Annotated in this window: 28 protein-coding genes; 10 read left to right on the forward strand and 18 right to left on the reverse strand. The window is 61.4% G+C overall.

Going from position 1 to position 26,464, the window contains the following annotated elements; translation table 11 throughout:
- Positions 1 to 76: 76 nt before the first annotated feature.
- From GGQ66_RS03395 to GGQ66_RS03410, 4 genes are read left to right on the forward strand one after another with little or no spacing between them, the layout of a single operon-like run.
- Complete coding sequence (locus GGQ66_RS03395) at positions 77 to 967, forward strand: metal ABC transporter substrate-binding protein (protein WP_183789653.1); 891 nt, start codon at positions 77 to 79, stop codon at positions 965 to 967.
- Complete coding sequence (locus GGQ66_RS03400; protein ID WP_183789655.1) at positions 967 to 1,860, forward strand: manganese/iron ABC transporter ATP-binding protein; 894 nt, start codon at positions 967 to 969, stop codon at positions 1,858 to 1,860. The genes GGQ66_RS03395 and GGQ66_RS03400 overlap by 1 nt, the downstream gene beginning before the upstream one ends.
- Positions 1,844 to 2,704, forward strand: coding sequence for a metal ABC transporter permease (locus tag GGQ66_RS03405; RefSeq protein ID WP_183789396.1), 861 nt, complete (start codon positions 1,844 to 1,846; stop codon positions 2,702 to 2,704). Before GGQ66_RS03400 ends, GGQ66_RS03405 begins: the two co-directional genes overlap by 17 nt.
- Positions 2,701 to 3,552, forward strand: a complete 852-nt coding sequence (locus GGQ66_RS03410; protein WP_183789398.1) for a metal ABC transporter permease — start codon at positions 2,701 to 2,703, stop codon at positions 3,550 to 3,552. Before GGQ66_RS03405 ends, GGQ66_RS03410 begins: the two co-directional genes overlap by 4 nt.
- 3 nt (positions 3,553 to 3,555) lie before the next feature.
- On the opposite strand, the gene GGQ66_RS03415 is transcribed toward GGQ66_RS03410, so the two are convergent.
- The 3 genes from GGQ66_RS03415 to GGQ66_RS03425 all read right to left on the reverse strand — a co-directional run bounded on the left by GGQ66_RS03415 (position 3,556) and on the right by GGQ66_RS03425 (position 6,120).
- Positions 3,556 to 4,197: a DUF1345 domain-containing protein gene (locus GGQ66_RS03415; protein ID WP_183789400.1), complete on the reverse strand. Its 642-nt coding sequence runs from the start codon at positions 4,195 to 4,197 to the stop codon at positions 3,556 to 3,558.
- A gap of 5 nt (positions 4,198 to 4,202) precedes the next feature.
- Positions 4,203 to 5,159 (reverse strand): transaldolase, encoded by a 957-nt coding sequence (gene tal / locus GGQ66_RS03420; RefSeq protein ID WP_183789402.1) that lies wholly within the window; start codon positions 5,157 to 5,159, stop codon positions 4,203 to 4,205.
- A 79-nt stretch (positions 5,160 to 5,238) separates the two neighbouring features.
- Positions 5,239 to 6,120 (reverse strand): methylated-DNA--[protein]-cysteine S-methyltransferase, encoded by an 882-nt coding sequence (locus GGQ66_RS03425; protein ID WP_370686278.1) that lies wholly within the window; start codon positions 6,118 to 6,120, stop codon positions 5,239 to 5,241.
- An 80-nt stretch (positions 6,121 to 6,200) separates the two neighbouring features.
- Between GGQ66_RS03425 and nth the strand changes: the two genes are divergently transcribed.
- A complete protein-coding gene (gene nth / locus GGQ66_RS03430; RefSeq protein ID WP_183789404.1) occupies positions 6,201 to 6,932 on the forward strand; it encodes an endonuclease III in 732 nt (243 codons plus the stop codon).
- On the opposite strand, the gene GGQ66_RS03435 is transcribed toward nth, so the two are convergent.
- From GGQ66_RS03435 to GGQ66_RS03455, 5 genes are all read right to left on the reverse strand, one after another.
- The gene (locus GGQ66_RS03435; protein WP_183789406.1) at positions 6,929 to 7,666 is read right to left on the reverse strand and encodes a sulfate transporter family protein; all 738 of its coding nucleotides are present in this window, start codon (positions 7,664 to 7,666) and stop codon (positions 6,929 to 6,931) included. The two genes, nth and GGQ66_RS03435, sit on opposite strands and share 4 nt — an antisense overlap.
- Positions 7,667 to 7,729: 63 nt before the next feature.
- Positions 7,730 to 8,356, reverse strand: coding sequence for an exopolysaccharide biosynthesis protein (locus GGQ66_RS03440; protein ID WP_237358770.1), 627 nt, complete (start codon positions 8,354 to 8,356; stop codon positions 7,730 to 7,732).
- A 93-nt stretch (positions 8,357 to 8,449) separates the two neighbouring features.
- Positions 8,450 to 9,253, reverse strand: a complete 804-nt coding sequence (locus GGQ66_RS03445; RefSeq protein ID WP_183789410.1) for a carbon-nitrogen hydrolase family protein — start codon at positions 9,251 to 9,253, stop codon at positions 8,450 to 8,452.
- Between the two features lie 6 nt (positions 9,254 to 9,259).
- Positions 9,260 to 11,116 (reverse strand): ABC transporter ATP-binding protein, encoded by a 1,857-nt coding sequence (locus tag GGQ66_RS03450; protein ID WP_183789412.1) that lies wholly within the window; start codon positions 11,114 to 11,116, stop codon positions 9,260 to 9,262.
- Positions 11,117 to 11,154: 38 nt separating this feature from the next.
- On the reverse strand, positions 11,155 to 12,318 hold the full coding sequence (locus GGQ66_RS03455) for a M20 aminoacylase family protein (RefSeq protein WP_183789414.1): 1,164 nt from the start codon (positions 12,316 to 12,318) through the stop codon (positions 11,155 to 11,157).
- 405 nt (positions 12,319 to 12,723) lie between these two features.
- On the opposite strand from GGQ66_RS03455, the gene GGQ66_RS03460 reads away from it, so the two are divergent.
- From GGQ66_RS03460 to GGQ66_RS03470, 3 genes are all read left to right on the forward strand, one after another.
- On the forward strand, positions 12,724 to 14,430 hold the full coding sequence (locus tag GGQ66_RS03460) for a peptide ABC transporter substrate-binding protein (protein WP_183789416.1): 1,707 nt from the start codon (positions 12,724 to 12,726) through the stop codon (positions 14,428 to 14,430).
- Between the two features lie 75 nt (positions 14,431 to 14,505).
- Positions 14,506 to 15,516 (forward strand): ABC transporter permease, encoded by a 1,011-nt coding sequence (locus tag GGQ66_RS03465; RefSeq protein WP_183789418.1) that lies wholly within the window; start codon positions 14,506 to 14,508, stop codon positions 15,514 to 15,516.
- Positions 15,509 to 16,423: an ABC transporter permease gene (locus tag GGQ66_RS03470; RefSeq protein ID WP_183789420.1), complete on the forward strand. Its 915-nt coding sequence runs from the start codon at positions 15,509 to 15,511 to the stop codon at positions 16,421 to 16,423. Before GGQ66_RS03465 ends, GGQ66_RS03470 begins: the two co-directional genes overlap by 8 nt.
- Before the next feature lie 67 nt (positions 16,424 to 16,490).
- Here GGQ66_RS03470 and GGQ66_RS03475 read toward each other — a convergent pair whose 3' ends face one another.
- From GGQ66_RS03475 to GGQ66_RS03485, 3 genes are all read right to left on the reverse strand, one after another.
- Positions 16,491 to 17,486: a sensor histidine kinase gene (locus GGQ66_RS03475; RefSeq protein ID WP_183789422.1), complete on the reverse strand. Its 996-nt coding sequence runs from the start codon at positions 17,484 to 17,486 to the stop codon at positions 16,491 to 16,493.
- 99 nt (positions 17,487 to 17,585) lie between these two features.
- Positions 17,586 to 17,750 carry a DUF1328 family protein gene (locus GGQ66_RS03480; RefSeq protein WP_183789424.1) on the reverse strand — a complete coding sequence of 55 codons (165 nt, stop codon included), beginning with the start codon at positions 17,748 to 17,750 and terminating at the stop codon, positions 17,586 to 17,588.
- Between the two features lie 68 nt (positions 17,751 to 17,818).
- Complete coding sequence (locus GGQ66_RS03485; RefSeq protein WP_183789426.1) at positions 17,819 to 18,616, reverse strand: response regulator; 798 nt, start codon at positions 18,614 to 18,616, stop codon at positions 17,819 to 17,821.
- A gap of 129 nt (positions 18,617 to 18,745) precedes the next feature.
- On the opposite strand from GGQ66_RS03485, the gene GGQ66_RS03490 reads away from it, so the two are divergent.
- Positions 18,746 to 18,958 carry a NepR family anti-sigma factor gene (locus tag GGQ66_RS03490; protein ID WP_183789428.1) on the forward strand — a complete coding sequence of 71 codons (213 nt, stop codon included), beginning with the start codon at positions 18,746 to 18,748 and terminating at the stop codon, positions 18,956 to 18,958.
- The gene (locus GGQ66_RS03495; protein WP_183789429.1) at positions 18,955 to 19,521 is read left to right on the forward strand and encodes an RNA polymerase sigma factor; all 567 of its coding nucleotides are present in this window, start codon (positions 18,955 to 18,957) and stop codon (positions 19,519 to 19,521) included. Before GGQ66_RS03490 ends, GGQ66_RS03495 begins: the two co-directional genes overlap by 4 nt.
- Before the next feature lie 33 nt (positions 19,522 to 19,554).
- On the opposite strand, the gene GGQ66_RS03500 is transcribed toward GGQ66_RS03495, so the two are convergent.
- The 7 genes from GGQ66_RS03500 to GGQ66_RS03530 form a co-directional block, all read right to left on the reverse strand.
- A complete protein-coding gene (locus tag GGQ66_RS03500) occupies positions 19,555 to 19,998 on the reverse strand; it encodes a hypothetical protein (protein WP_183789431.1) in 444 nt (147 codons plus the stop codon).
- On the reverse strand, positions 19,998 to 20,294 hold the full coding sequence (locus GGQ66_RS03505; protein WP_183789433.1) for an ElaB/YgaM/YqjD family protein: 297 nt from the start codon (positions 20,292 to 20,294) through the stop codon (positions 19,998 to 20,000). The genes GGQ66_RS03500 and GGQ66_RS03505 overlap by 1 nt, the downstream gene beginning before the upstream one ends.
- Before the next feature lie 79 nt (positions 20,295 to 20,373).
- Entirely contained in the window at positions 20,374 to 21,768 is a 1,395-nt protein-coding gene (locus tag GGQ66_RS03510; protein WP_183789435.1) for an amidase, read from the reverse strand.
- Positions 21,769 to 21,820: 52 nt separating this feature from the next.
- Positions 21,821 to 22,651 (reverse strand): ABC transporter permease, encoded by an 831-nt coding sequence (locus GGQ66_RS03515; RefSeq protein WP_183789438.1) that lies wholly within the window; start codon positions 22,649 to 22,651, stop codon positions 21,821 to 21,823.
- On the reverse strand, positions 22,648 to 23,601 hold the full coding sequence (locus GGQ66_RS03520) for an ABC transporter permease (RefSeq protein ID WP_183789439.1): 954 nt from the start codon (positions 23,599 to 23,601) through the stop codon (positions 22,648 to 22,650). Before GGQ66_RS03520 ends, GGQ66_RS03515 begins: the two co-directional genes overlap by 4 nt.
- Positions 23,602 to 23,781: 180 nt before the next feature.
- A complete protein-coding gene (locus GGQ66_RS03525; protein ID WP_183789441.1) occupies positions 23,782 to 25,299 on the reverse strand; it encodes an ABC transporter substrate-binding protein in 1,518 nt (505 codons plus the stop codon).
- Positions 25,300 to 25,554: 255 nt separating this feature from the next.
- Positions 25,555 to 26,454: a LysR substrate-binding domain-containing protein gene (locus tag GGQ66_RS03530; protein ID WP_183789444.1), complete on the reverse strand. Its 900-nt coding sequence runs from the start codon at positions 26,452 to 26,454 to the stop codon at positions 25,555 to 25,557.
- Between the last annotated feature and the right edge of the window lie 10 nt (positions 26,455 to 26,464).

A 26,464-nucleotide genomic window follows, 5' to 3' on the forward strand; every position in this document is an offset into this window, starting at 1 on the left:
GCAATAGCGTTGACAAGCTCGACGGAATACCCAATCTTGTTGCGAATGGTTTGCAACAAGGATCGAAACCTTGGTGATGTTGAAATTACGTCATACCCTCTCCGCCACTCTGGCCGCGCTGCTGCTGGCAGGCTCTGCATCCGCCGCGGAAAAACCAAAGGTGGTCACGACCTTCACCGTCATCGCCGACATGGCCCAGCAGGTGGCGGGGGATCACGCGATTGTCGAAAGCATCACCAAGCCCGGCGCGGAGATCCATAATTACCAGCCGACGCCGCTCGATATCATGCGCGCCCGCGACGCCGATCTCGTCCTGCGCAACGGGCTTAACCTTGAGAGCTGGTTCGAGAAATTCCTTGCCCATATCAAGGACGTGCCGAGCGCCACTCTTTCCGATGGTGTGGAACCCATCGCAATCGGCGGCGGGGCCTATGAGGGCAAGCCCAACCCGCATGCGTGGATGTCGCCGGATGCGGCCCTCATCTATGTCGCAAACATCGAAAAGGCGCTGGCCGCACTCGACCCGCCAAACGCGAGCGCCTATGCCGAAAACGCCCGAGTCTATTCGCAGAAGATCCGCGATGCTCTGGAACCGGCACGCAAACGCATCGCCGCCCTGCCACCGGAACGGCGCTGGCTGGTGACGAGCGAAGGCGCCTTTTCCTATCTCGCCCGCGACTTCGGCCTGAAGGAGCTTTTCCTTTGGCCGGTCAATGCCGACCAGCAGGGCACGCCGCAGCAGGTGCGCCACGTCATTGATACGGTACGTGCCGAAAAGATCGCCACGGTGTTTTCCGAAAGCACGATCTCGCCGGAACCGGCCAAGGAAATAGCCCGCGAGACCGGCGCGCATTACGGCGGCATTCTCTATGTGGATTCGCTGAGCGAGCCGGATGGTCCGGTTCCCACCTATCTCGATCTCCTGACCGTGACCGCCGGCACCATTGCGGAAGAACTGAGCCGATGATGAAAATGGGTAAGCGCCGCGGTACCGGACTGGTGGTCGACAGCGTGACCGTCACCTACCGCAACGGCCATACGGCGCTGCGCGATGCAAGTTTCCACATGCCGCGCGGCTCCATCGCCGCGCTGATCGGGGTGAACGGCGCCGGCAAATCCACGCTGTTCAAGGCCATCATGGGTTTCCAGACACCCTCGGCCGGCAAGATTACCATTCTGGACATGCCGGCTCGCAAGGCGCTTTCGCGTAACCTCGTGGCCTATGTGCCGCAAAGCGAGGAAGTAGACTGGAACTTTCCCATTCTGGTTGAAGACGTGGTGATGATGGGCCGCTACGGCCACATGAATTTCCTGCGCATTCCCGGCCGCCGCGACCGCAAGGCGGTGGACGATGCGCTGGCCCGCGTCAATATGAGCGATTTCCGCAAGCGCCAGATCGGCGAATTGTCCGGCGGACAGAAGAAGCGCGTCTTTCTTGCCCGCGCGCTGGCTCAGGAAAGCGATGTCATTCTGCTCGATGAGCCCTTCACCGGCGTCGATCTCACCACGGAAGAACAGATCATCACCCTGCTGACGGAACTGCGCCGCGAAGGCAAGGTGATGCTCGTCTCCACCCACGATCTCGGCAGCGTACCGCATTTCTGCGATTACTCGGTTTTCGTGAAGGGTACGGTCATCGCCTTCGGCCCCACCGATACGACCTTCACCGAAGCCAATCTGGAGAAGGCCTTCGGCGGCGCACTTCGTCACTTCGTTCTCGGCGGGCATGATCTGCACGATGACGAGGACCCGCGCCGCGTCAAGGTCATCACCGATGACGAACGCCCCTTCGTGCTGTATGGCGGCGAGCGGCTGGCGCTTCAGGAGAAGAAAGGCGAGGCCAATGGCGACGCTTCTTGATCCCTTCGCCTATGGCTACATGGTCAACGCCATGCTGGTTTCGGCGCTCACGGGCGCGGTCTGTGGCTTCCTGTCAGCCTATCTCATGCTGAAAGGCTGGTCGCTGATCGGCGACGCGCTGTCCCATTCCATCGTTCCGGGCGTGGCCGGCGCCTACATGTTCGGCCTGCCGCTGGCACTCGGCGCCTTCGTGTCCGGCGGTCTTGCCGCCGCCTTCATGCTTTATCTTTCCAGCCGTACCAAGCTGAAGGAAGATGCCATCATCGGCATGATTTTCTCCTCCTTCTTCGGTCTCGGCCTGTTCATGATCTCGATCTCGCCGGTTTCGATCAGCATCCAGACCATCGTCATGGGCAACATTCTGGCGATTTCGCCGGGGGATGCGCTGCAACTCGTCGTTATCGGCGCGGTCAGCCTGACGATCCTGACCGCCAAGTGGAAGGACCTGATGGCGGTGTTCTTCGATGAAACCCATGCCCGCACCATCGGCCTGCATCCGCGCGCCATGAAGATCCTGTTCTTCACACTGCTCTCCGCCTCCACGGTCGCGGCCATGCAGACGGTTGGCGCCTTTCTCGTCGTCGCCATGGTCGTCACACCCGGTGCCACCGCCTATCTGCTGACGGACCGTTTCGGCCGCCTCATCTGGCTGTCGCTTGCCATCGGCGCCGTCACCAGCTTCACAGGTGCCTATCTCAGCTTCTTCCTCGATGGCGCCACCGGCGGCATCATCGTCGTATTGCAAACGCTGATCTTCCTGACCGCCTTCATCTTCGCACCACGCCACGGCATGCTTGCCAACCGCGCAAGGGCCAAGGCTACAGCCGCGGGCGACACACCATGAACGACACGATTTCCATGCTGCTCCTGCCATTGCAGGTCGATTTCATGCGCAATGCCTTCATCATCACGCTGGCGATTGCGCTGCCCATGGCGCTCCTCTCCTGCTATCTTGTGCTGAAGGGCTGGTCGCTGATGGGCGACGCCGTGTCCCATGCCGTGTTGCCCGGCGTGGTACTGGCCTACGCCGCCGGCCTGCCTCTCGCGGTCGGTGCTTTCGCCGCCGGCATGGTCTGCGCCATTTCGGCAGGCTTCATCAAGAACAACAGCCGCGTCAAGGAAGACACGGTGCTCGGTATCGTCTTTTCCGGCATGTTCGGCCTCGGCGTCGTCCTGATCGTCAAGGTTCAGAGCGGCGTCCATCTCGACCACATCCTGTTCGGCGACATGCTGGGCATTACGGCACCTGACATGGTGGAAGCGTTGGCGATCGCGGTTGCCGCCACCGCCTTTCTGCTCATCCTGCGCAAGGATCTGATGGTTCACGCCTTCGATCCGCACCACGCCCGCGCCATCGGGCTGAAAGTCGGCCTGCTGCACTACGGCCTGCTGGTGGTGTTGTCGCTCGTCGTTGTCGGCGCACTGACATCGGTTGGCATTATTCTGGCCATTGCCCTGCTGGTCGCGCCCGGCTCCATCGCCTTCCTCGTGGCCCGCACCTTCGGCGGCATGCTGGTGACCGCGGTGACCGCCGCACTCTTCGCCGTCTTCACCGGCATCTATGCCAGCTTCTTCATCGACAGCGCCCCCGCCCCAACCATCGTTCTGGTCATGAGCGGGCTCTTCATTCTCGCCTTCATCCGCAACCGGATCGTCGCTCACCGTCAGGCAAAGGCCATCGTCGCGGCCTGACCATCAAACGAGACTGGCGCCGATATTGATCGCCAGCGCCAGAATGGTGGTGTTGAACAGGAACGACAGGATCGAATGCAACGTCACGAGGCGCCGCATGCGCGTGGAAGTGACGGATACATCCGCTGTCTGTGCCGCAACGCCGATGGTGAAACCGAAATAAAGAAAGTCCCAGTAGCCGGGCTCTTCCTCCTGTTCGGGAAAGAGCAGCCCGCCGCCATCGCCATCATCCGAATAGAAACGATGGGCGTAATGCAGGGTGAACAGCGTGTGCAGGAAGGTCCACGCCATAAGGACCGTGACCATGGCAAAGGTCGCGCCGATAATCTTCGCGTCCATCGGTCCCTCGCGGGAGCCGATGACCTCGAAGGCGATGCCGACGAGGCTCGCCAGTGCGGCCAGAATGGACAGGATAAGGATGACGGAGTCGGAAAAGTCGAGATCGGCGGCGCGGCGCTTCAGCCGCTCGACACCCGAGGTAAGCATGCGCGACCAGACGACCGCGAGATAGACGAGGATCGCCAGATTCCACACCAGAAGCGCCCGGATGATCGTCCGCTCCTGCCAGAGCAGGAAGACCGCCGCAATGGCGGCGGTCATGATGGCGGTAAAGAAGGCCGGATGGCGACGAATGGAAACGAGCATGCGGATCAGGCTGCGAGAGCAGCTTTCACCTTGTCGCGCAGCGTGCCGAGATCCTTGGCGAAGAGGCGAATGCCTTCGGAAAGCTTTTCCGTCGCCATCGCATCCTCGTTAAGCGCCCAGCGGAAGGCTTTCTCGTCCAGCGAAACCAGCGGCTCCGGCGTCACCGTTTCGGGTGACAGCACCCGCGCCAGCGTGCCCGTATCCTTGTCGAGTTCCTCAAGCAGCGCAGGGCTGATCGTCAGGCGGTCGCAACCGGCCAGTGCCTCGATCTCGCCGGCATTGCGGAAGGAGGCGCCCATGACCACCGTCTTGATGCCGTTGGCCTTGTAGTAGTTGTAGATCGCACGGACCGAAACAACACCCGGATCGGTTTCAGCCGTATAGGTTTCGCCGGTCGTCTTCTTGTACCAGTCGAGAATGCGGCCGACGAAGGGCGAGATGAGGAAGGCGCCGGCCTCTGCACAGGCAATGGCCTGGGCCTTGGAGAAGAGCAGCGTCAGATTGCAGTCGATACCTTCCTTCTGCAGTACTTCCGCCGCGCGGATGCCTTCCCACGTCGAGGCAAGCTTGATGAGGATACGCTCGCGCCCGATGCCGCGCGCCTGATAGGCGGCGATGATCTGATGCGCCTTGGCGACGGAGGCGGCCGTATCGAAGGAGAGATCGGCGTCTACTTCAGTCGAGACGCGGCCCGGAACGAGGGCGGCAAGCGCCGCACCAACGGAAATCGCCAGACGGTCGGCCACCGCGGCGGTGACCGCTTCGGACGAGCCGCCCTGGCTCTTGCCCCACTTCACCGCCTCGGCAAAGGTCTCTTCAAAAGCCGGCGTCTGCAATGCCTTGAGCACGATGGTGGGATTGGTCGTGCAATCCACCGGCTTCAGACGGGCGACAGCTTCGATATCGCCGGTATCGGCAACGACGGTCGTGATCGCGCGGAGCTGGTCAAGCTTGGACGTCATGGGGGCTTTCCTCTGTTCCTGCCATTTTGGAGGCCGACTATTCCCCGCCTGCCGCGCGTCGTCAAGGAATTTGGCCCGATCAGGACATTTGAGCGGCTTCCCAGCCAAGCATGGCCCGCTTGCGGGTCAGGCCCCAGTGATAGCCGGTCAAAGCACCGCTCTTTCCAAGCGCGCGATGGCACGGCACGACGAAGGAAATGGGGTTTCGTCCGACCGCCGCCCCCACCGCCCGGCTGGCCGTCGGCTGGCCGATATCCCGCGCGAGGTCGGAATAGGTGACGGCCTTGCCAAGCGGGATCTTCAACAGGCTTTCCCACACCCGGACCTGAAAATCCGTGCCGATCAGCACTACCCGGAGCGGCTGTTCGCACGACCATTTGCCGGGATCGAAAATATGGGCGGCATAGGGCGCGGTCGCGGCACTGTCTTCCACATAGGTGGCATTGGGCCAGCGCTGCGCCATGTCCTCGTAACAGGCACGTTCACCGCCGAGATCGGCAAAGGCAAGGCCGGCAAGGCCGCGTTCCGTGATCATGACCAGCGCCAGACCGAAGGGCGAAGGATGAAAGCCGTAGCGGATCGTCAGACCACCACCGCGCGCCTTCCACTCGCCGGGTGACATGGCCTCATGCGTGACGAAAAGATCGTGCAGGCGACCGGGACCGGAGAGGCCGACCTCGAACGATGTTTCGAGCAGGGGCAGCCGCTCCTGCCCGAGCAGACGTTTGGCGTGATCGAGCGTCACCGCCTGAAGAAAGGCCTTGGGCGACAGGCCCGCCCAGCGCGTGAACACCTTCTGCAACTGCGTCGGTGACTGTCCGAGCCGTTCGGCAATGGTTTCCAGCGACGGTTGCTCGCGGTAATCATTGGTAATCATCTCGATCACCCGGCGCACGGTCTCGTAATCGCTGCCTTCGGGCGTGATGTCGGTCGCGGATACGGCATTGACAAGCATCGTCATTCTCCTTTGTAACGCAGAGGACCACGATGCGCCGGGCTTTGCCACCCGATTCTTGCGCCCATCCACGGACAGAGTTTCCCATGCCCACCAAGCCTGCCAAGACCACGCCCCGCAAGCGCAAGTTCAAATCGCCCTACAGCGAGGCAGACCTGCGCGAAATCTTCCGCCGCTTCTCGATCCAGCGGCCGGAGCCGAAGGGCGAGCTTGCCCACACCAATCCTTTCACGTTGCTGGTGGCCGTGGCGCTTTCGGCGCAGGCCACCGATGCCGGCGTCAACAGGGCGACGAAGGAACTGTTCAAGGTGGCCGATACGCCGGAAAAGATGCTGGCGCTGGGTGAGGAAAAGCTGCGCGACTACATCAAGACCATCGGGCTCTTCCGCAACAAGGCAAAGAACGTCATCGCCCTTTCGGAAAAGCTCATAACCGATTTCAATGGCGAGGTGCCCAAAACCCGGGAGGAACTGGTGACCTTGCCGGGCGTTGGACGCAAGACGGCGAACGTCGTGATGTCCATGGCTTTCGGGATACCGACCCTCGCTGTCGATACCCACATCCTGCGCATCGCCAACCGGCTCTGTCTGGCGCCGGGCAAGACCCCGGACGAGGTGGAGCAGAAAATGCTGGCGATCATTCCCGAGGACTATCTTTTCCACGCCCACCACTGGCTCATTCTGCACGGGCGCTACTGCTGCAAGGCGCGCAAGCCCGAATGCGAAAAATGCGTGATCGCCGATCTCTGCAAATCGCCGGAAAAGACCTGCGACGTGCCGGCCCCGCTCGTGGAACTGCCGCCGCAGATGATCGACTAAACCCCGGTCGACGCCTGACGGACGCTGGCCATGACGGCATCGCGCCGGGAAAGCCGCTTGTGCAGATGCACCATCAACCCGGCCGCAAACAGCGGTGTCATGAGGTTGACGAAGGGAATGGCGAGGAAGGCGGCAATCACCAGACCGGCGGTGAAGACGATGGCCGAGTTCTTCGCCCGGAACTCCCGTGCCTCCGCCGGCGTGCGGAAGCGCATGGCGGCAAACTCGAAGAACTCACGCCCTAGCAGATAGCCGTTCACCAGAAAGAAGGCGATGATGTTGATGCCCGGCACGAGCAGCAGGAAGAGCGCCACGATGTTGCCGACAATGACGACGCCGAGAAATTTCAGCGAAGCGACGATGGCCTCGCCAAGTGGCATGGCCCGGCCCGGCGGATCCTCGGGAAAATCGCGCTTTTCGATCACCTCGGCCACGTCATCGAGAAAGACGCCGGCCACCAGCGCCGTCACCGGCGCAATCAGCAACGCCAGCGCCAGCGCCAGCCCGAGGCTGGCAAGAATGGCGACGACAAAACCGAACCAGCCAGCCCATTCCGGCAGATCGGGAATGAAGGTCTGCAGCATCGGCAGAACCCAGTAGACGAAGGTTTCGCGCAGCGAAATCCACAGCGCGATCAGAATGAGGATCGTCAGCCCCAGCGATTTCCAGAAGGCCGAGCGCGTTTCAGGCGCAAGAAGATTGACGAGGGCAAGCCTGGCCGAGTCGAAAATCATGAGGGTCGTCTCCGGATGATCGTGAAACTGATTTAGGAAGGCAGGCCGCACGCGGCAAGGCTTTCAGACGAAGACGCCGCCGATCAGGAAAACCGCTGCCTTGAAGAAGGCGAAGATAACCCCTCCGGCCACGATCATGGAAACCACCGCCACGGCGAACCCGGCCAACGTGAACAGCCCGTCCTTTTCGATCAGCCCGAGCGCGAAAAGACAGATCGAAATGGCCGGCAGGATATTGGCGAGCGGAATGGGCAGGGCCAGCACCACAGCCAGCACGAAACAGACGAGACCCGCCAGATAATCCACCGGCTCGCCCGTCAGCACGCCGAAACGCGGTATCAGCATCCGCTCCGCCCGCGCCAGCCAGGGCGATATGCGGTTGACGACCACGGCGAAATCCGTCCGCGCCATGGAACGGCGGGTGATGAAGCCGGGAAGCCAGGGCGACAGGCCAAGCGCCAGCCGGGCCGAAAGAAAGACAAGCGGCGTGCCGGTGATCGCCGAGGTGCCGGGCGGCGTCGGCACGATATTCGGAAGCGCGAAGGCCAGCATCAACGCGCCGAAAGCGCGGTCACCCAGACGCTCGAACAGATCCCCGACGGAGACGCGCTCGCGCGTCTCGTCCATGGCCAGCGAAACGAGAATATCGGAAAAGCGATGGCTGTCGCCAGTACGCTCGTCACCGCTCATGCCATTCTCCCGCCGTTGCATCGCAACCGGCCTTAACGACGAAGCCGCGCGAAAGCAACGCGGGATCGCTCACAAGCGATTGAACCGGCCCTGTCAGACCCGCTTCCCGACAACGGCGCCGTAGAGTTCGGGCCGGCGCTCGGCAAGATAAGGCAGTTCCGCCATGGATGACGCATAAAGGTTGCGGTCGAGATCGACCGTAATGAGTGCTTCTCCCCGCCCCGCGCGGGCGAGATGGGCGCCATCCGGCGAACAGATCACGGAATGCCCCTCATAATCGAGCACACCATCGCTGCCGCAGAGATCGGCGTAAATCACGAACATCTGGTTCTCCAGCGCCCGGGCCGGCACGATCCTGTCCGGAATCATGCGATTGGCCTCGGAGGCCGCCAGCGCCGTCGGCACGATCAGCAACTCAGCTCCGGCCAAGGCAGCAGACCGCACGAATTCAGGAAATTCGACATCGTAGCAGATGACCATTGCCGCCTTCAGCCCACCGATCTGGAAAACAGCCGGCGGCGTGTCCGATGCCCGGAAGGCTTCGCGCTCCAGAGCGCCGTAAAGGTGGCACTTGCGGTAGACTTCAATCGTCCCGTCCGGCCGCACCAGCGCGGCGCTGTTATAAATGGCGTCACCCAATCGCTCGGGAAAACCCGCGACGACCGCAATATTGCGGGCGGCGGCCATCGCCTCCAACCGGGCCAATATCGGCCCATCCGCAGGCTCGGCAAAAGACGCGGTCTCCGCACCCAGCGCATAGCCGGTGACCGACATTTCCGGCGTGACGAGAAGCGCCGCGCCCATGATTGACGCGGCGAAGACCGCCTGCTCGATACGAGCAAGATTATCCGCCACCGCTCCGGGCGTCGCCTGCATCTGGTAAAGGGCAACGCGCATGAGGGATCAGGCGGCAAGGGCCGCCTCGCCCTCCGTGACCTGCACAAGATGACCGGGCGAAATCTCGATATAGCTGCGCTTGGGGGCCACGTAGCCGACCGGGCGAATGGGGCTCTTGATCTCGTCGGTCGACAGGTTGCGGCGCAGATGGCGGCGGGCCGGGTCGGGCACCGGAACGGCCGCCATCAGCTTGCGGGTATAGGGATGCTGCGGGTTTTCAAACAGCGCCTCGCGCGGCCCGATCTCGACGATCTCACCGAGATACATGACGGCAACACGATGGCTCACCCGCTCCACCACCGCCATGTCGTGGCTGATGAAGAGATAGGCGAGGTTCAGGCTTTCCTGCAGGTCCATCAACAGGTTGCACACCTGCGCCTTGATCGAGACATCGAGCGCCGAAACCGCCTCGTCCGCCACGATCACCTTGGGATCGAGCATCAGCGAGCGGGCAATCGCCACGCGCTGGCGCTGGCCGCCGGAGAATTCATGCGGATAGCGCTTCATCATGTCGCCGGAAAGCCCGACCTTCTTCAACAGGTCCGCCGCCTTGTCGCGCGCATCGGATTTGGAACCCAGTCCGTGTTCGATGAACGGTTCCATCACCGCCGACCCCACGGTCATGCGCGGATTGAGGCTGGCGAAGGGGTCCTGAAAGATCATCTGGATCGACCGGCGCATGGTGCGCAGTTCGGCCTTGCCCAGCGTCAGCGTATCGAACCCGTCAACATTCACATAACCGCTCGTCGGCTCGATGAGGCGGGTGATGGACCGACCGGTCGTGGATTTTCCGCAGCCGGATTCGCCGACCAGCGAAAGGGTTTCACCCGGCGACAGGCTGAAGGACACATCCTCCACCGCATGGACCGCGCCCGAGGGGCGGCCGAGCAGACCTGAACGGATCGTGAAGCGGGTAGTGAGGTTCTTGACCTCGACAATCGGCGTCGTCGCGGAAATCGTGGTGAGCACCGGCTTTGCTTCGCTCATCGAGCCCGTCGCAACATCGACGATGGGAAAGCGCAGCGGGGCCTTCTCGCCCTTCATGGACCCGAGCTTCGGTACGGCGGACAAAAGCGCTCGCGTATAAGGGTGATGGCCACGATTGAAGATGTCGTCCGTCGTGCCGGTTTCCACCACATCACCGCGGAACATTACGATGGTGCGATCGGCCACTTCCGCCACCACACCCATGTCGTGGGTGATGAAGAGCACCGCCATCCCCTCCTCTTCCTGCAACTGCTTGATGAGGTCGAGGATCTGGCCCTGGATCGTCACGTCAAGCGCCGTCGTGGGTTCGTCGGCGATGAGAAGCCTGGGCTTGGAGGCCAGCGCCATGGCGATCATCACGCGCTGGCGCATGCCGCCGGAAAACTGGTGCGGATATTCGTCGAAACGGCCCTTGGCATTGGGAATCCGCACTTTCTCCAGAAGGCGCAGCACCTCCGCCTTGGCGTCCTTGAAGCTGATATCCTGATGGCAGGTCAGCGCCTCGGCAATCTGCTTGCCGATCGGGAAGATCGGGTTGAGCGAGGTCATCGGCTCCTGGAAGATCATCGAAATGTCCTTGCCACGGACATGCCGCATCTCTTCCTCGGAAAGCGTCAGAAGCTCGCGGCCCGCAAGCTTGACCGAACCTTCGATGCGGCTCACGTTCTTTTGAAGAAGCCGCATGATCGACAGCGACGTAACGCTCTTGCCGGAACCGGATTCGCCGACGATGGCCACCGTTTCCCTCGGAGCGACATCGAAGCTCATATCCCGTACCACGCTCTTCCACCCGTCACCGGAGCGGAAGGACGTGGTCAGCCCCTTGACCGAGAGAACGGGCTCTGCGGCCCCGCTGCCGATCGTTCCAGACGCCATTTTTTCCCCTTTTTTCTATATGTTCACGTCGGATCGCTTCAGGCGGCCAGCTTCGTCTCGGCCAGCGTCACCCAATAGCTGATGCCATAGGGGATCGCTTCGTCGTTGAAATCATAGGACGAGTGATGCAGGACGGGCGTGTCACCATTGCCGAGGAACAGGAACGCGCCCGGCTTTGCTTCCAGCATGTAGGAGAAATCTTCCGCGCCCATGACCGGCGCCATGTTGTCGTTCACGGCCGTCTCGCCAGCCACCTTGCGGGCAACGTCAACCGCAAACTCGGTCTGCTGTTCGTGGTTGAAGGTCACGGGATAGCCGCGCACATAATTCACTTTCGCCGTCGCACCGCAAAGAGAGGCGGCGGCGCTGGCAACTTCCACCAGACGCTTTTCAGCGAAATCACGGGTCTCCGGCAGAAGCGTGCGCACCGTCCCCGTCAGCCGCACTTCGTTGGGGATCACATTATAGGCATCGCCGCCATGGGTCGTGGTGACGGTAATCACCAACGATTTCAGCGGGTCGGTCTCGCGCGATACGATGCTCTGCAACGCCACGATGACATGGGCAGAGGCAAGAACCGGATCGATCGTCGTATGCGGTGCCGAGGCATGGCCGCCACGACCGGTTACGACAATCTCGAACGTATCGGAGGCCGCCATGACGGAACCGGGTCGCGAAGCGAACTGGCCGACCGGCATGCCCGGCGAATTGTGCATGCCATAGACCTCGGTAATGCCGTAATTCTTCATCAGGCCATCATCGATCATGGCCTTCGCGCCTGCACCGCCTTCTTCGGCGGGCTGGAAGATCAGCGCCACGGAACCGGAAAAATTACGCGTTTCCGCCAGATACTTGGCCGCGCCGAGCAGCATGGCCGTGTGGCCATCATGACCACAGGAATGGGCCTTGCCAGGATTCTTGGAAGCCCAGGGCTTGCCACTCGTCTCGTTGATCGGCAGCGCATCCATGTCGGCACGCATGCCGATGGTCGGCCCATCGCCCAGACGACCCTTGATTATGGCGACAACGCCCGTGCGGCCGATGCCGGTATCGATCTGGTCAACGCCGAATTCGGCCAGACGCTCGGCCACAAAACGCGACGTCTCCGTCAGATCGTAAAGCAGTTCCGGCGTTTCATGCAGCTTGCGGCGCCAGCCGGCGACTTCTTCCTGCATTTCGTTCACACGGTTCAGAATCGGCATATCAGGCATTCTCCAGGCATCGGGTAGACGGCGAAGCCGGTATATTGGGATAGGTTTCAACCGTTTTGCAAGCTGCGATTTTGACCCTTGAACGAAAAATAGGCCTATGTTTAGATGGCGTAAATTTTCGGCACTTCGACCGCGTTGACTGAAATGTCAACTTTGCGAAAACTTTCCTGCAACTCATGCGAAGCCGCAAAAAATTCCTGCAAAACAACAGCTTGACAAGACTATACAATTACGGAAAGTTTCCGGCGCGCTGCCCGGTTGCAATCGCCGGAAGCGTCGTAAAGCCTGTTGGAAAAGTTTTTGAACGACATCCAAAGCGATAAGAAAATCCGGGGTCGATGAGGCCGGGCATTGCAAAGTGCACCGTTCGCCGCACCCACATCAAGGGGAAAACGTATGAAGAAACTTACGGTATTTCTGGCAAGCACGGCCGCCGCGCTGGCGCTCGCCGGCACTGCGGCCAATGCCGAACGCGCGACCGACGGCGATCTGAAGATCCTGTTCTGGCAGGCCGTTTCCACCCTCAATCCCTATCTGTCCGGCGGCACCAAGGAAATCTACAGTTCCTCGCTGACGATTGAACCACTCGCCCGCTACGACCAGACCGGCACTCTGACGCCCTGGCTCGTGACCGAAATTCCGACCGTCGACAATGGCGGCGTGGCCAAAGACATGACGAGCATCACCTGGAAGCTGAAGCCGGGCGTCAAGTGGTCGGACGGCACGCCCTTTACGGCAGAAGACGTGATCTTTACCTGGCAGTACTGCACCGCGCCCGATGGCGGCTGCGCGCAGAAGGCCCAGTATGAGGGCGTGAAGTCCGTCGAAGCGCTCGACCCCACTACGGTCAAAGTCACCTTCACCGAGCCGAAATACTACCCCTACAGCGCCTTCGTCGGCGCCCAGTCTCCGATCATTCAGAAGGCACAGTTCAAGGATTGCGTCGGCGCCAAGGCTCCGGGCTGCACCTCGGCCAACTTCGGCCCCATCGGCACCGGTCCGTTCGTCGTGAAGGAATTCAAGCCGAATGACGTGGTGACCTATGTCGCCAACCCGAACTATCGCGATGCCGCCAAGCCGGCCTTCGCTTCCGTGACGCTCAAAGGCGGCGGTGACGCTCCCTCGGCCGCCCGCGCCGTTCTCGAAACCGGCGAATTCGACTATGCTTGGAACATGCAGGTGGAGCCGGAAGTGCTCGCCACCATGATCGCCAAGGGCAAGGGCAAGATCGAAACCGCATTCGGCACGCAGGTCGAACGTATCAACCTCAACTGGTTCAATCCGGACCCGGCGCTCGGCGACAAGCGCTCCACCAAGGAGGCCGGCCCGCATCCGGCGCTCAAGGACCCGGCCGTGCGCAAGGCCCTGTCGATGGCCATCGACCGCGAAGTCATCGATGAAGTCGGTTACGGCGAAGCCGGCAAGCCGACCTGCAACATCGTTCCGGCCCCGGATATCTACATTTCCACGACCAATGACTGGTGCCTGAAGCAGGACATCGACGGCGCCAACAAGCTGCTCGACGAAGCCGGCTGGAAGAAGGGTTCGGACGGCATTCGCGCCAAGGATGGCGTGAAACTTTCCTTCCTCTACCAGACCTCGACCAACTCGGTCCGTCAGGGCACGCAGGCGCTCGTCAAGGACTGGTGGCAGCAGATCGGCGTTGCATCCGAACTGCGCAACGTTGCCGCGTCCGTCTTCTTCGGCGGTGATCCGGCCAGCCCCGACACCTTCCAGAAATTCTATGCCGACGTTGAAATGTACACCAACAACTTCGACGGCACCGATCCTGAAAAGTACCTGGCAGAATGGCTCTGCGACAAGATCCCGTCGCCCGCCAACGGCTGGCAGGGCCAGAACATTCCGCGTTATTGCAACCCGGATTACGACAAGATCGTCGCTGAACTGGCCAAGACCGGCGACCTCGCCAAGCGTGCCGAACTGGCCAAGAAGGCCAACGACATGCTGACCGCAGAAGGCGCGCACATCCCGCTCATCCACCGTGGTCAACCCTCCGCGATCTCGAACACCCTCGCCGGTGTGAACATGAACGCCTGGGATTCCGAACTGTGGAACGCCGCTGACTGGTCCCGCAAGAAGTAAGATGCCGGATGCCGGGCTCTCCCGACGGGGAGCCCGGCATTTTCGCATTCGATTTTTGCCGATCAGGAGGCGTTCATGTTCAATTACACGCTGCGACGGCTTTTGTTTGCAATACCGACGCTGCTCGTCATCAGTTTCATCATCTTCGCGCTGCTGGATCTTGCCCCGAACGACCCGACGGGTGAACTCCCGCTGACAATTCCGCCGGAAGTGCGCGAACAGATCCGGGCTTCGCTGGGTCTGGATCAGCCCTTTTTCATCCGCTACCTGCTGTGGATGCAGCAATTCTTCATCAACGAGCCGCTCAACCTGCTGGAAAAGATGACCGGCTGGCAGATCGGCGATGGCAGCCGCATGCGCATCCTCTCCTGGGCAACCCGCTCGCCCGTGGTTGATCTCATCGTGGAGCGCCTGCCGCAGACGCTGTGGGTTGTCGGCCTGTCCTACCTGCTCGCCGTCATCATCTCGATCCCGATCGGCGTCATATCGGCCTACAAGCAATATTCGATCTTCGACCAGATCGGCACCTTCGTCTCGATGGTCGGCTTCTCAGTGCCCACCTTCTTCACCGGCGTGGTGCTCATCGTCATCTTCAGTTCATGGCTGCAATGGTTCCCGTCGGTCTACGACACCAACCATCAGGTCACGGACTTTGCGAGCCTGATGTTCCAGATCAAGCAGATGGCGCTCCCGGTCATCGTGCTGACGCTTTACAACACTTCGCAGATCGCCCGCTTCGTGCGCGCCTCGATGCTCGATAACCTGAACCAGGATTATGTTCGCACCGCCCGCGCCAAGGGCGTGAAGGAAAACATCATTCTTCTCGTTCACGTTCTGCGCAACAGCCTTATCCCGGTCGTAACCGTGATCGCACTCGGCGTGCCGACGATCTTCTCCGGCGCCATCATCACCGAGCAGATCTTTCGCGTGAACGGTCTCGGGCAGTTGCTCATCACCGCGATCCAGGGAGCAGACATTCCGCTGGTGCAGACGCTGACTTTCATCTTCGCGGTGCTGATCGTGCTTTTCAACCTGATTGCCGACGTTCTCTACGGCATTCTCGACCCGAGGATCCGCTATGACTGACGCGACCACCGCCGCCGCGCCGCAGCCGCCGGCGCGCTCCCTCACCCGCGAGATATGGGGCCAGTTCCGCAAGCATACCGGCGGCCTCATCGGCCTCTGCGTGTTCATCTTCATCGTTCTTGCAGTCTTCGTGGGTCCCTATATCCACACGATCGACCCCAACAAGATCGATATCCGCGCCAAGAACCAGGGACCGAGCGTCCTGCATCCGCTTGGCACGGACAATCTTGGCCATGACATGCTGGCGCAGATCCTCGCCGGCGGGCGCATCTCGCTCGCCGTCGGCATCACCGCCATGCTCTTGTCACTGGTTCTCGGCACGCTGGTCGGCGTCATTTCCGGCTACATCAAGAAGCTCGACGGTCCGCTGATGCGGCTCACCGATCTGTTTCTGGCGCTGCCGCTGCTGCCGCTACTCCTCGTCATCATCATGCTGTTTCGCGATACGCTCAGGGCCGCCTTCGGTCCGGAAACCGGCATTTTCATCCTGATCGTCTTCGTCATCGGGATCACGAGCTGGATGCACACGGCGCGCATTGTGCGCGGCGATGTGCTGGCGGTCAAAAGCCAGGAATTCATTCTGGCGGCGAAGTCCAGCGGCATGCGGGAATGGCGCATCGTGCTGCGTCACATCCTGCCGAATGTCATGAGTTCGATCATGGTGTCGGCAACGCTCGGCATCGCATCGGCCATCATCACGGAATCGGCGCTGTCCTTCCTCGGTCTTGGCTTCCCCTCGGATTTCCCGACCTGGGGCCGCCTGCTGTTCGATGGCGCGAACTTCCTGCAGATCAACCCGTCCCGCGTCATATGGCCGGGTCTGGCAATCTCACTGACGGTTCTGAGCGTCAACTACCTTGGCGACGCCGTGCGCGATGCACTCGACCCGCGCATGCTGAAGCGTTGAAACCGACAGCCTTTTACAGACAGAAATGGCGGCTTTAAGCCGCCATTTTCATGTGCTGAAAGCAGATCTATTCCGCCGCCTCGACCGGAAAACAAATGACGTAGCGAATAAGCTCGCCGCCAACATTGTATTCCGCCTTGCCGTTGACCGAAGCCGGCACAACGCGTTCCAGAACGGTGCTGCCGAAATGCGCCTCGCTGTTTTCCAGCGCCAGTCGCGCCGCCGGCGAAAGCGGCTCCTCCCAGACGATCTCGATGCTCGCCCCGTCCTCCGTCTCGAGCTGGCGACAGGTGACGACAACGGGCTTGCCGTTGACCAGCAGCCCGCCATGAATGACGGCATTGACCACCAGTTCGTGCAGGGCCAGCCCGATATGCAGTGCCGCGTTCGGCGTCAGCATCAGGTCCTCGCCCTCTATCTGCACGAGATCGCTGTTTTCAGGCAGATATTTTTCCGTCTGCTGGCGTATGAGCGAGAAAAGACCGGCACCACGCCAGCTTGAATCCGTGATGAGATCCTGCGATTGCGCCAGTGAATAGAGCCGTCCACGAAATTTCTGCAGAAAGAAATCCAGCGAACGGGAGTGGCGCGCCGTCTGAAGCGCAAGGCTCTGGATAATGGCAAGCAGGTTCTTCGAGCGGTGGCTTACCTCGCGCAGCAACGCTTTCAACAGGCGTTCGCGATGGCGCTCATCGGAACGATCCACCAGCGTCGTCAAATGGTGCACCTCGTCGTCGCCGGCCGCGACAGCCTGGATGCGAAATTCGAAAATCTGCTCGGCACCGGCCATGATTTCGACCACAGCACGGTCCCCGACCGCAACCAGCCGATCCTTGGCGCGTGCCAGGCGTTCGGCAATTTCGAGCCCGAAAATGCCGGCCATGTCCGGTTCGCCGTCAAAGGCCAGCCGCCAGGGAGAAGGAACATTGGCGATATAAACAATATCGCCCGAAGGACCCTGCACGATAAAACACAACTTGAGATCAACCAGACCGGGAATCACATATTCCCTGAGCCTGTCTTCCCTTGGAAAGGGCTTGGTCCATATCAGCCCTTCTGACATGCCCGATCTCCGCTGAACTACTCTTCGAACACAGACGGAAGGTGCACAACGCACCTTCCGTCCGCCTCACATATTTCCGGCGATCCTGCCGCCGTAGCGTTAAACCTTTCTGAACCGGCCGGCGATCACCGACAGGACCAGAAGCACGAGGAACACAAAGAACAGGATCTTCGCGATACCGGCGGCTGCACCGGCAATACCGCCGAAACCGAGAACGCCGGCAACCAGCGCCACAATCAGAAAAACGAGAGAGTAGTAAAGCATGATACGCTCCTTCCGGGTTTGATGGAGGTATAACGCCTTGCCAGCTCAATCGTTCCGTCGGTTGAAGATCAGGCAGCCTCTTCCTTCACCGCCTCATTGAAGAACAGCGCCTGACTGATCAGCGCCTTGACCATGTCCGGATTGAACGGCTTGGTCACGAGGAAGGCCGGCTCCGGTCGTTCACCGGTCAGGAGCCGTTCCGGGAAGGCGGTGATGAAGATCACGGGAACGCTGGCGCTCGCGAGAATTTCGTTCACCGCATCGATGCCGGAACTGCCGTCAGCCAACTGGATATCGGCGAGAATCATCTTGGGCTTCGTCTTGGCAAAAAGCGCCACCGCTTCTTTTTGGGTACGGGCGATGCCAGTCACACGGTGACCGATATCGAGCACCATCTGTTCGATGTCGAGGGCAATCAGCGGCTCATCCTCGATAATCATGATGTCCGTTGCCACCTGGCGGGAAATCTCCTGCGAGGCGTCGTTGAGCAGCACCCGCACGCGGCCTTCATCCACGCTCAGGATCTCGGCCACTTCCGGCATAGAGAAGCCTTCGACGGAGGCAAGCAGGAAAGCGTGGCGCGCCTGGGTCGGCAACACCGAGAGATTGTCGATCGCCCGCCGCTCCCAGGCATAAGGCGTTTCCTGCGGAACGATCTCCACATTGACGGAACCGAACAGCGCGACGAAGAGTTTGTAGAGGGAAACACGATCTCCGGATGTTTCGGGAAAGATCGAAAGATCCGCGATCAACGCTTCCAGAACGGCGGCCACATAGGCGTCTCCCGATGTCTGGGAACCCGTCACGGCGCGCGCATAGCGACGCAGATAGGGAAGATGGGAGGCAACGCGGGCAGTGAGCGACATGCGATTTCCTTTCATCCGGCATGCTAGATGTCGGAAACCAGAACGCAGGGCCGGAAAAAAAGTTCCGGACGCGTGGAACTTTTTTTAAGAAGGCACGTTTCGAAAGCGACGTGAAATGCGGATTGAATGATGACAGAAACAAGCAAGAAGCCCGGACACCCAACGGAAGCCGAAGGCAGTCATGCCGGCTTCACCGGCCTTGATCCGAATGCCTCCATCTCACGAAAGTTGCGCGACTATTACGGTGCACTTCAGGAAGAGGCCATTCCCGACCGGTTCCTCGACCTCCTCGAACGGCTCGATGCAGCCGAACGCAAAGCCCAGCCGACGGAAAAGACATGACGGAAAAGGGCAAAGAAGACGACCGGAGCTTCAAGCGCACGCTTTTGGCAACCCTGCCCAACCTGCGCGCCTTCGCCGTTTCGCTGAGCGGACGGCAGGACCGCGCCGACGATCTGGTGCAGGACACGATCATGAAGGCCTGGGCCAACCAGGCCAGCTTCACGCCGGGCACCAACATGAAGGCGTGGCTCTTCACCATTCTGCGCAACGAGTTCTACAGCCAGATGCGCAAGCGCGGTCGCGAGGTTCAGGATACGGACGGCGTGTTTTCCAGCACGCTCGCCACCCATCCCGAGCAATACGGCCATATGGATCTCGCCGATTTCAAAAGCGCGCTCGACCAGTTGCCGGAAGACCAGCGCGAAGCGATCCTTCTCGTGGGTGCGGCGGGCTTTGCCTATGAGGAAGCGGCAGATGTGTGTGGCTGCGCCGTTGGCACCATCAAGAGCCGCGTCAGCCGGGCCCGTAACCGCCTGCAGGAACTGCTCGGTATTTCCGGAGAGGGCGAGTTCGGACCGGATTCGGAAGCCGCGTCGGTTACTGTACGCGCACTCGGCGGCTGAAAAGCCGCCGAGATCCTTTTATTCCTGTCACCCTTACTTCCGTTTCGATGTCGCGGCAAAGCCGGCGGCAAAAGCCGTCAGCGCGGCAACAAAAACCGAAACGAACGGGCTTCCCCGCGTCAACACCGGCAGAATGGAAAGCAGCGAACCGGTAAGGTTGCCCGGCCGGGACGCCTGCTCCTGCAAAAGCTGTTCGCGCAGAAGCTGCAGCTCGCGTTCGCGCCGGTTGGCCGAAATAACCACCGCCAGCACGGCAAGGGCTGCCGCCAGCGCACCGATGGCAATGCTCAAAAGAGCAATGGCCGCCCCGGCAATTTCCGTGAGATAGATGGCGAGCGCCGCAAGTCCGGTGACGTAGGCCGTCAGCAGCAAGACGGCCACAACGGCATAGAGTACGGCGTTGCGGCCCGTCTGGCGGGCGAGCGCGCCATAATCGCGGGACATGGCGGAAACGAGAAGGCGCGAGAGATCGGCCATCATGCCCGCCGCGTCAGCACAGCCAGAACGAAGCCGAGACCGGCGGCAATTCCGAGCGCCTTGAGAGGCTTCGCCCGGATACGCTCTTCAAGATCGGACTGGACGGCGCAAACCTGGTCGCGAGCCGCGTCGAGCGCATGCACCGAAGCCTCGGCCGCGTCGTTACCCGCCCTGTAGGCCTGCGCCTTCACTTCCTCTGCCTTGCCGGCGGCAAGCGCCGCAATCGTCTCGGCAAGCGCGGCCACATCCTTGCGGATTTGCTCAAGCTGCTGCTGAAGGTCGTTTTCAGATGCCATGGTAATCTCCTTTGTCCATGGGAACGAAACGTTTCATCGGCGTTCCGGTTCCGCCAGAGTGACAGAAAGCCGCAGCCCCTCAGGCAACCGGCGGTTCCGGCCAGGTCTTCACCCCACCGCCCCAGCTTTCGTAAAGACGCGAAAGCTGGAGAACCGCAAGATCCGCAAAACGCGGACCGACGATCTGCAGACCGATGGGCATGCCGGATTTGGAGAAACCGCAATTGATGGACGCCGCCGGCTGATCCGACATATTCCACGGTACGGTGTAGGCGATATGTTCGAAGGGCAGCGCCGGATCGTTGGTGGGCGAGGCCCAGTCCGCCGGGTAGGACACGATGGGATTGACCGGCGACAGCAGCGCATCAATGCTGGTAAAGAGCACGCTAGCCGCCCGGCGCATCTCCAGCATACGGTTGAAACCGCGTGCTGCCTCGACGCCGGTCACATCCGCCCCGCCGCGCGCCCAGTCGAGAATATAGGGCAGGATTGACGCCTTGCGTTCGTCGGAAAGTCCCTCGATATCGCCCCAGAACTTAGCCCGCCAGAACTTGTCGAGACCGTCGAGCATCTCGCGCGTCAGAACGGGATCGACGGGAATGATGATGGCGCCGGCCTTTTCGAAGCGAAGCGCTGCCTTCTCCACCGCTTCACGCACCTCAGGGTCCAGCGGCAGACCGCAGCCCGGCTCCAGCATCAGGCCGATCTTCAGGCCGCGCACATTGGTGGAAAGGTCGGTCCAGTCGATCTCTTCCGGCGGCAGGCTGGTGGCGTCGCGCCAGTCGGGCCGGGCAAGCGTAAACATCGACCACGCCGCATCTTCCACCGTGCGCGTCATTGGCCCGGCGCAGCGACCGGGATAATAGGGATCGACGGGAATGCGACCCTGGCTGGGCTTGAAACCGAAAAGACCGGTCCAGCCGGCGGGAAGCCTGACCGAACCGCCGATATCCGTGCCGATATGCAGCGGCCCGAAGCCCGCTGCCCCGGCAGAGGCCGCACCGGCACTCGAACCGCCCGGATTTTCCGAAAGCTTCCACGGGTTGCGGGAAAGGTTGTGAAAGCTCGACAGGCCGGAGGACAACATGCCGTAATCCGGGCAGGTGGTCTTGGCGAAGATCACCGCACCGTCTTCCCGCAGCCGTGCGGCGGCCGGCGCATCTTCGGTGGCCGGCACCTTCTCCGTCGCCGCGGTGCCGAGCGGCACCGGCACGCCCTTCGTCGCCACCAGTTCCTTCACCGAAACCGGAATGCCATCAAGCGGGCCAAGCGGCGCGCGACGCGCCCAGCGTTCGGTGGACTCCGCCGCCTGCCTGCGGGCTTCTTCGGGATCATAGGCATAAAGCGCCTGCACATGCGGTTCGAAGGCGTCGATGCGCTTTTCAACCGCCTGCCAGTATTCGAAGGGGGAAAGCGTGCCGGCCTCGTAATGCTGCAACAGGTCCTTGATGGAAAGGGAAATCAGATCGTCCATGGCAATGGTCTTCTTCGAATGCAAAAGGGAAAGGGCGAAGGAAAGGGCAGGCTCATCCGCTCTCGGCACGCGGATCGATCACATCGCGCAGGCCATCGCCCAGCATGTTGAGACCAAAGACGGCCAGCGCGATGGAAAGGCCGGGCAGAATGGCGAGCCAGGGCGCGAGACCGAGATAGGTCTGTGAATCCGCCAGCATCCGCCCCCAGCTTGGTGCCGGCGGTGCCATGCCGAGCCCGAGGAAGGAAAGGCCCGCTTCCGTCAGGATCGCAAGACCGAGCTGGATCGCCGTCTGCACGATGATCTGGCCTGCGACATTCGGCAGGATATGCACCAGCGTGATGCCGAGCGGGCGCTTGCCTATACTCTGCGCCGCCGTCACATAATCCCGCGCCCAGATCTGCCGGGCCGATCCCAGCACGACACGGGCAAAGACCGGCACCATGAAGGTGGCGATGGCGATGATGGCGGTGAACCGCCCCGCCCCCAGAAACGCCCCGAGCATCATGGCCGAAAGAATGGGCGGCACCGCAAAGATCACGTCGCAGACGCGCATCAAAAGCTGTTCCACGAACCCCTGCCGGGCGGCAGCGAACAGGCCGATGGCCGTGCCGGCAACACCACCGATAATGACAGCCGCCAGGGCGGTGGACAACGAATTCCACGTACCTACCATCAGCATGGAGGCCACGTCCCGGCCGAACTGGTCGGTGCCGAGCAGGCCATGGTCGAACGGGCCCTTGAGCTTGTGGACGATCTGCATCTTGGACGGTGAAAGCGGTGTCCAGACGAGGGAGATAAGCGCCACGGCGAAGAGAAGCGCGGTGACGAAAGCACCCAGCCACAATTGCGGACGCCGGCAGAAGGAACGGAACAGGCTCATACCCCACCCTCCCTGCGCAGGCGTGGATCGATGAAGAGATAGGCGATATCGACCGCGAAGTTCATAAGGATGACGAACGCGCAGAAGAAAAGGACGACATCCTGCATGACGATGATGTCACGCTGCGCCAGCGCCTGATAGGCAAGTCGCCCCAGCCCCGGCAGGTTGAACACGTTTTCAACAAGCACGGCGCCGGCAATGAGGAAGGTAAACTGCAGGCCGAGAATGGTGACGACCGGGATCAGCGCATTCGGCACGGCATGCAGCCAGAGTGCCGCGCGCGGTGTCAGCCCCTTGGCGCGGGCAGTGCGAACAAAATCCTCTCCCAGCACATCGAGAACGGCGGTGCGCGTGACCCGCGTCAACACACCCGCCTGTGGCAGGCCGAGCGCCACGGCTGGCAGGATGAGCGCCTTGAAAGCGGGCCAGAACCCCGCCGCCCATCCCGGAAACCCGCCAGCCGGCATGATGCCGAGCGTGGTGGCAAAAACGATGATGAGAATGAGACCCACCCAGAAGCCGGGTACGGCAATGCTGAAATGCGAGAAAAGCCCGACCAGAAAATCCGCAACACTGCTCTTGCGCGATGCCGCCAGAACCCCGAGCGGAATGGCAAGCCCGATGGAAATGGCGAGCGCCAGGATGGCGAGCGGCACCGTGACCTGCAAGCGCTCACCAATCAGCCCCGCCACCGGCACACCGTAGGTGTAGGACGTCCCGAGATCGCCGGTCAGCGCCCCACCCAACCAGTGCAGATAGCGCACGAGAAAGGGCAGATCGAGGCCCATTTCCCGTCGCAGCGCCGCAAGCGTATCGGGACTTGCGGAGGTGCCGAGCATGATTTCGGCGGGATCGCCCGGCAGCACGTCCATGACCGTGAAGATCAGGAACGACACCGCCAGAAGCGTGATGATGAGGCCGCCTGCCCGGCGTGCCAGAACCGCAATCATTCCGTTTTCCCGCTCATTCAGCAGTTTTCATGGTCGATGGGAAAGTCTCTTCCGGCAAGGACAAAGCGGAAGGCTTCGGCGTTCCTCCCTCCCCCCCTTGAGGAGAGAAGGCCGCGGCAGCGGGAGAAGGGTCTCTCAGGCAAAGACCTCAAAGAAGCCCCCTTCCCTTTGCCGGCTGGATCAGTCCTCCCACTGAACTTCGTTCAGCACGTTGGACGGGATCGGTTCGTTGGCCCAGAGGCCCTTCACCTTGGCGTTCCACACGCCGAGCTTAGGCATCACGAAGAGGTAAAGCGCCGGCACGTCGTTGGCCAGAATGGTCTGCGCCTCGCCGTATAGCTTCGCCTGTTCCGCAGCGTCGGACGTGGCCTGCACCTTGGCCAGCACATCGTTGAAAGCCGGGTTCTTGTAGTGGAAGTAATAGGGATCGCGGGCATAGATATCGATATCCATCGGCTCGGCATGAGCCACGATGGTCATGTCGTAATCGCCGCCCTTGAACACATCCGACACCCACTTGGCCGGAAACTCGGTCGTCTCGATGTTCATCGTCACGCCGATTTCGGCAAACAGCGCCTGCAGGATCTGCGAGGAGCGCTGCGCATACTGCATCTGGGGTGCCTTGATGGTGAAGGTGAAGCCGTTCGGATAGCCCGCTTCCTTCAAAAGCGCCTTGGCCTTGTCGACATCATAGGCATGGACACCGGTCAGATCGACATAGCCGGGATCGTTCGGCGTGTAATGGCTGCCGATCGGCGTGCCGAAGCCCGACCATGCGCCCTCCACCACGGCGGCGCGATCCACGGCCATCATAAGCGCCTGGCGCACGCGCTGGTCATCGAAGGGCTTGCGGGCATTGTTCATGCCGGCCACGACCTTGAGTTCGGTATTGCCGATCACGACGGAAAGCTTGGCGTCCTTTTCCAGATCCGCAATCAGTTCAGGTGCGCCGAATTCCGGGAACGAATCCACATCACCCGATTTCAGCGCAGCGGCCTGCGCCTGCGGGTCGGCAATGAAACGGAAGGTCGCGGTTTCCAGCTTCGCGGCCTTGTCCTTGTTCCAGTAGTCCGGATTGCGGACGAGCTCGACCTTGTCGCCCTTCGCCCAGCTCTTGAACTTGAACGGACCGGTGCCGACCGGTGTCGTCTTGTTGTCGGCGGCCGACCTGGTGCCGACGATGGAGGAAGACGGCCAGCCGAGCCAGTAGAGAAGGCTGCCGGTGGGCTTGGAAAGCTTGAGCACCAGCGTTTCCGCATCCGGGGCCTCGACGCTTGCGATGGTGGCGAAATAACGCTTCTGCGGATTGACGGAGTCCGCGCCGCGGGCACGCTCGATGGCCGCCTTCGCGACAGCGGCGTCGAAGGCCTCGCCATCATGGAACTTCACGCCGGTCTGGAGCTTGAACGTGTAGGTCAGGCCATCGGCGGAAATGTCCCAGCTCCTGGCAAGCTGCGGCTGGATCTTGCCGTCGCGGTCGATGGTCACCAGTCCTTCGAAAATGTTCTGCCAGGTCACCTGACCGATGGCGACAGGTGCGGCAACCGTCGGATCGAGGCCGGCCGGTTCGACCGCCATGCCAAGCACGAGCGAAGTCTTGGCCGCTTCGGCAACGCCGGCGCCGGAAACGGCGAGCGCAAGGCCCAGAACCGCATTCCTCACCCATGCACGCGAAGTCGAAATCATTGCACTGGTCATGCCATGCCCCTTCCAGTTTGCCGCAACGGCTGTTCCCTGTCAGCCGTTTTCGGCTTTCGTTGCTGAAACTGTGTCATTGGTTTGGCGCACACACAATCGCAATTTTGTGTGCCCCGCGTAGCCGAAACAGCTACACGAGATTACCCCCGGTGCCCACAGGAAATGTAAGGGCGCACGCAACAGGAAACCGGCTCTTTGAGCGCCGGTCAAAGCATGGTGTTTCACATCAGCCCCGGTGGGGGAACGAACCACGCATCAGCCACCGGCCTTGCGCATGAAGCGTTCGATGAAATCGGCCAGCTTGTTCGCCGCAAAGGATAGCGGCCTGTCGGGCGCAACGCAAAGTTCCACCGGCGTCCGCACGGCCTTGCCCTCGGTGACGGGCACTGCCGCCATCAACCCGGCTTCCAGTTCGCGCTTCACCGTCAGCGCCGGCAAAAGTGTAACCGCTGCACCCCGCAAGACCAGTTCGCGCAGCATTTCCAGCGAGCCGGTAACGAAGACGGGATCAAGCGACAGACCCTCTGCCGCAAACAGCGCATCGAAAGCCTGCCGCGCGGCAAAACTCTTGTCCGGCAGCGCCAGCGGCAGGGCCGCCAGTTCAGCCAGCGTAATAGAAGATTGGCCCGCCGCCGGATGCGTGGCCTGCATGATGGCGTCGTACTGGATATCGGAGCGCATCCGCACCTTGACCCCTGACATTTTCGGCGAAAACAGCGTAACGGCGATATCGGCCTCGGCGCTGCCCAGCGCTTCCACCGCCGCCCGCGCGCTGGTGATCGTCACTTCGAACCGCAGCTTCGGATATTTCAGGCAGAACTCGGCCAGAACCGGTGCAATCAGCGTCGCCACCGCCGCGCCGTTGGCATAGATCGAGACATGGCCGCGTTGCAGCCCCTTGAGATCATCGATCAGCCGGTGAACATGCTCGAGTTCCCGTAGAGTGCGCCCGGCATGGGCGGCGAGAAGCTCTCCCGCCGCCGTGAGCTTGACGCCCCGGTTGGAGCGTTCGACAAGCTGTGCCCCGAAATGATATTCGAGGTTTTCGATCTGCCGGCTGATGGCGGTCGGCGCAACGTTCAGGTTTTCCGCCGCCGCCCGCATGGAGTTCGTGCGCACCAGTTCGTCGAAATACATCAGCGCCCTGAGTTGCATGCCCGAAACT

Origin of the sequence: Allorhizobium borbori (genome assembly GCF_014196535.1) — a bacterium.
Classification (GTDB): Bacteria; Pseudomonadota; Alphaproteobacteria; order Rhizobiales; family Rhizobiaceae; genus Ectorhizobium; species Ectorhizobium borbori.

Bases quoted from the DNA above. Each gene is read 5' to 3' on its own strand.
- GGQ66_RS03395 (WP_183789653.1), top strand. From the start codon at position 77: ATGTTGAAATTACGTCATACCCTCTCCGCCACTCTGGCCGCGCTGCTG.
- GGQ66_RS03400 (WP_183789655.1), top strand. From the start codon at position 967: ATGAAAATGGGTAAGCGCCGCGGTACCGGACTGGTGGTCGACAGCGTG.
- GGQ66_RS03405 (WP_183789396.1), top strand. From the start codon at position 1,844: ATGGCGACGCTTCTTGATCCCTTCGCCTATGGCTACATGGTCAACGCC.
- GGQ66_RS03410 (WP_183789398.1), top strand. From the start codon at position 2,701: ATGAACGACACGATTTCCATGCTGCTCCTGCCATTGCAGGTCGATTTC.
- GGQ66_RS03415 (WP_183789400.1), bottom strand. From the start codon at position 4,197: ATGCTCGTTTCCATTCGTCGCCATCCGGCCTTCTTTACCGCCATCATG.
- tal (WP_183789402.1), bottom strand. From the start codon at position 5,159: ATGACGTCCAAGCTTGACCAGCTCCGCGCGATCACGACCGTCGTTGCC.
- GGQ66_RS03425 (WP_370686278.1), bottom strand. From the start codon at position 6,120: ATGACGATGCTTGTCAATGCCGTATCCGCGACCGACATCACGCCCGAA.
- nth (WP_183789404.1), top strand. From the start codon at position 6,201: ATGCCCACCAAGCCTGCCAAGACCACGCCCCGCAAGCGCAAGTTCAAA.
- GGQ66_RS03435 (WP_183789406.1), bottom strand. From the start codon at position 7,666: ATGATTTTCGACTCGGCCAGGCTTGCCCTCGTCAATCTTCTTGCGCCT.
- GGQ66_RS03440 (WP_237358770.1), bottom strand. From the start codon at position 8,356: ATGAGCGGTGACGAGCGTACTGGCGACAGCCATCGCTTTTCCGATATT.
- GGQ66_RS03445 (WP_183789410.1), bottom strand. From the start codon at position 9,253: ATGCGCGTTGCCCTTTACCAGATGCAGGCGACGCCCGGAGCGGTGGCG.
- GGQ66_RS03450 (WP_183789412.1), bottom strand. From the start codon at position 11,116: ATGGCGTCTGGAACGATCGGCAGCGGGGCCGCAGAGCCCGTTCTCTCG.
- GGQ66_RS03455 (WP_183789414.1), bottom strand. From the start codon at position 12,318: ATGCCGATTCTGAACCGTGTGAACGAAATGCAGGAAGAAGTCGCCGGC.
- GGQ66_RS03460 (WP_183789416.1), top strand. From the start codon at position 12,724: ATGAAGAAACTTACGGTATTTCTGGCAAGCACGGCCGCCGCGCTGGCG.
- GGQ66_RS03465 (WP_183789418.1), top strand. From the start codon at position 14,506: ATGTTCAATTACACGCTGCGACGGCTTTTGTTTGCAATACCGACGCTG.
- GGQ66_RS03470 (WP_183789420.1), top strand. From the start codon at position 15,509: ATGACTGACGCGACCACCGCCGCCGCGCCGCAGCCGCCGGCGCGCTCC.
- GGQ66_RS03475 (WP_183789422.1), bottom strand. From the start codon at position 17,486: ATGTCAGAAGGGCTGATATGGACCAAGCCCTTTCCAAGGGAAGACAGG.
- GGQ66_RS03480 (WP_183789424.1), bottom strand. From the start codon at position 17,750: ATGCTTTACTACTCTCTCGTTTTTCTGATTGTGGCGCTGGTTGCCGGC.
- GGQ66_RS03485 (WP_183789426.1), bottom strand. From the start codon at position 18,616: ATGTCGCTCACTGCCCGCGTTGCCTCCCATCTTCCCTATCTGCGTCGC.
- GGQ66_RS03490 (WP_183789428.1), top strand. From the start codon at position 18,746: ATGACAGAAACAAGCAAGAAGCCCGGACACCCAACGGAAGCCGAAGGC.
- GGQ66_RS03495 (WP_183789429.1), top strand. From the start codon at position 18,955: ATGACGGAAAAGGGCAAAGAAGACGACCGGAGCTTCAAGCGCACGCTT.
- GGQ66_RS03500 (WP_183789431.1), bottom strand. From the start codon at position 19,998: ATGGCCGATCTCTCGCGCCTTCTCGTTTCCGCCATGTCCCGCGATTAT.
- GGQ66_RS03505 (WP_183789433.1), bottom strand. From the start codon at position 20,294: ATGGCATCTGAAAACGACCTTCAGCAGCAGCTTGAGCAAATCCGCAAG.
- GGQ66_RS03510 (WP_183789435.1), bottom strand. From the start codon at position 21,768: ATGGACGATCTGATTTCCCTTTCCATCAAGGACCTGTTGCAGCATTAC.
- GGQ66_RS03515 (WP_183789438.1), bottom strand. From the start codon at position 22,651: ATGAGCCTGTTCCGTTCCTTCTGCCGGCGTCCGCAATTGTGGCTGGGT.
- GGQ66_RS03520 (WP_183789439.1), bottom strand. From the start codon at position 23,601: ATGATTGCGGTTCTGGCACGCCGGGCAGGCGGCCTCATCATCACGCTT.
- GGQ66_RS03525 (WP_183789441.1), bottom strand. From the start codon at position 25,299: ATGACCAGTGCAATGATTTCGACTTCGCGTGCATGGGTGAGGAATGCG.
- GGQ66_RS03530 (WP_183789444.1), bottom strand. From the start codon at position 26,454: ATGCAACTCAGGGCGCTGATGTATTTCGACGAACTGGTGCGCACGAAC.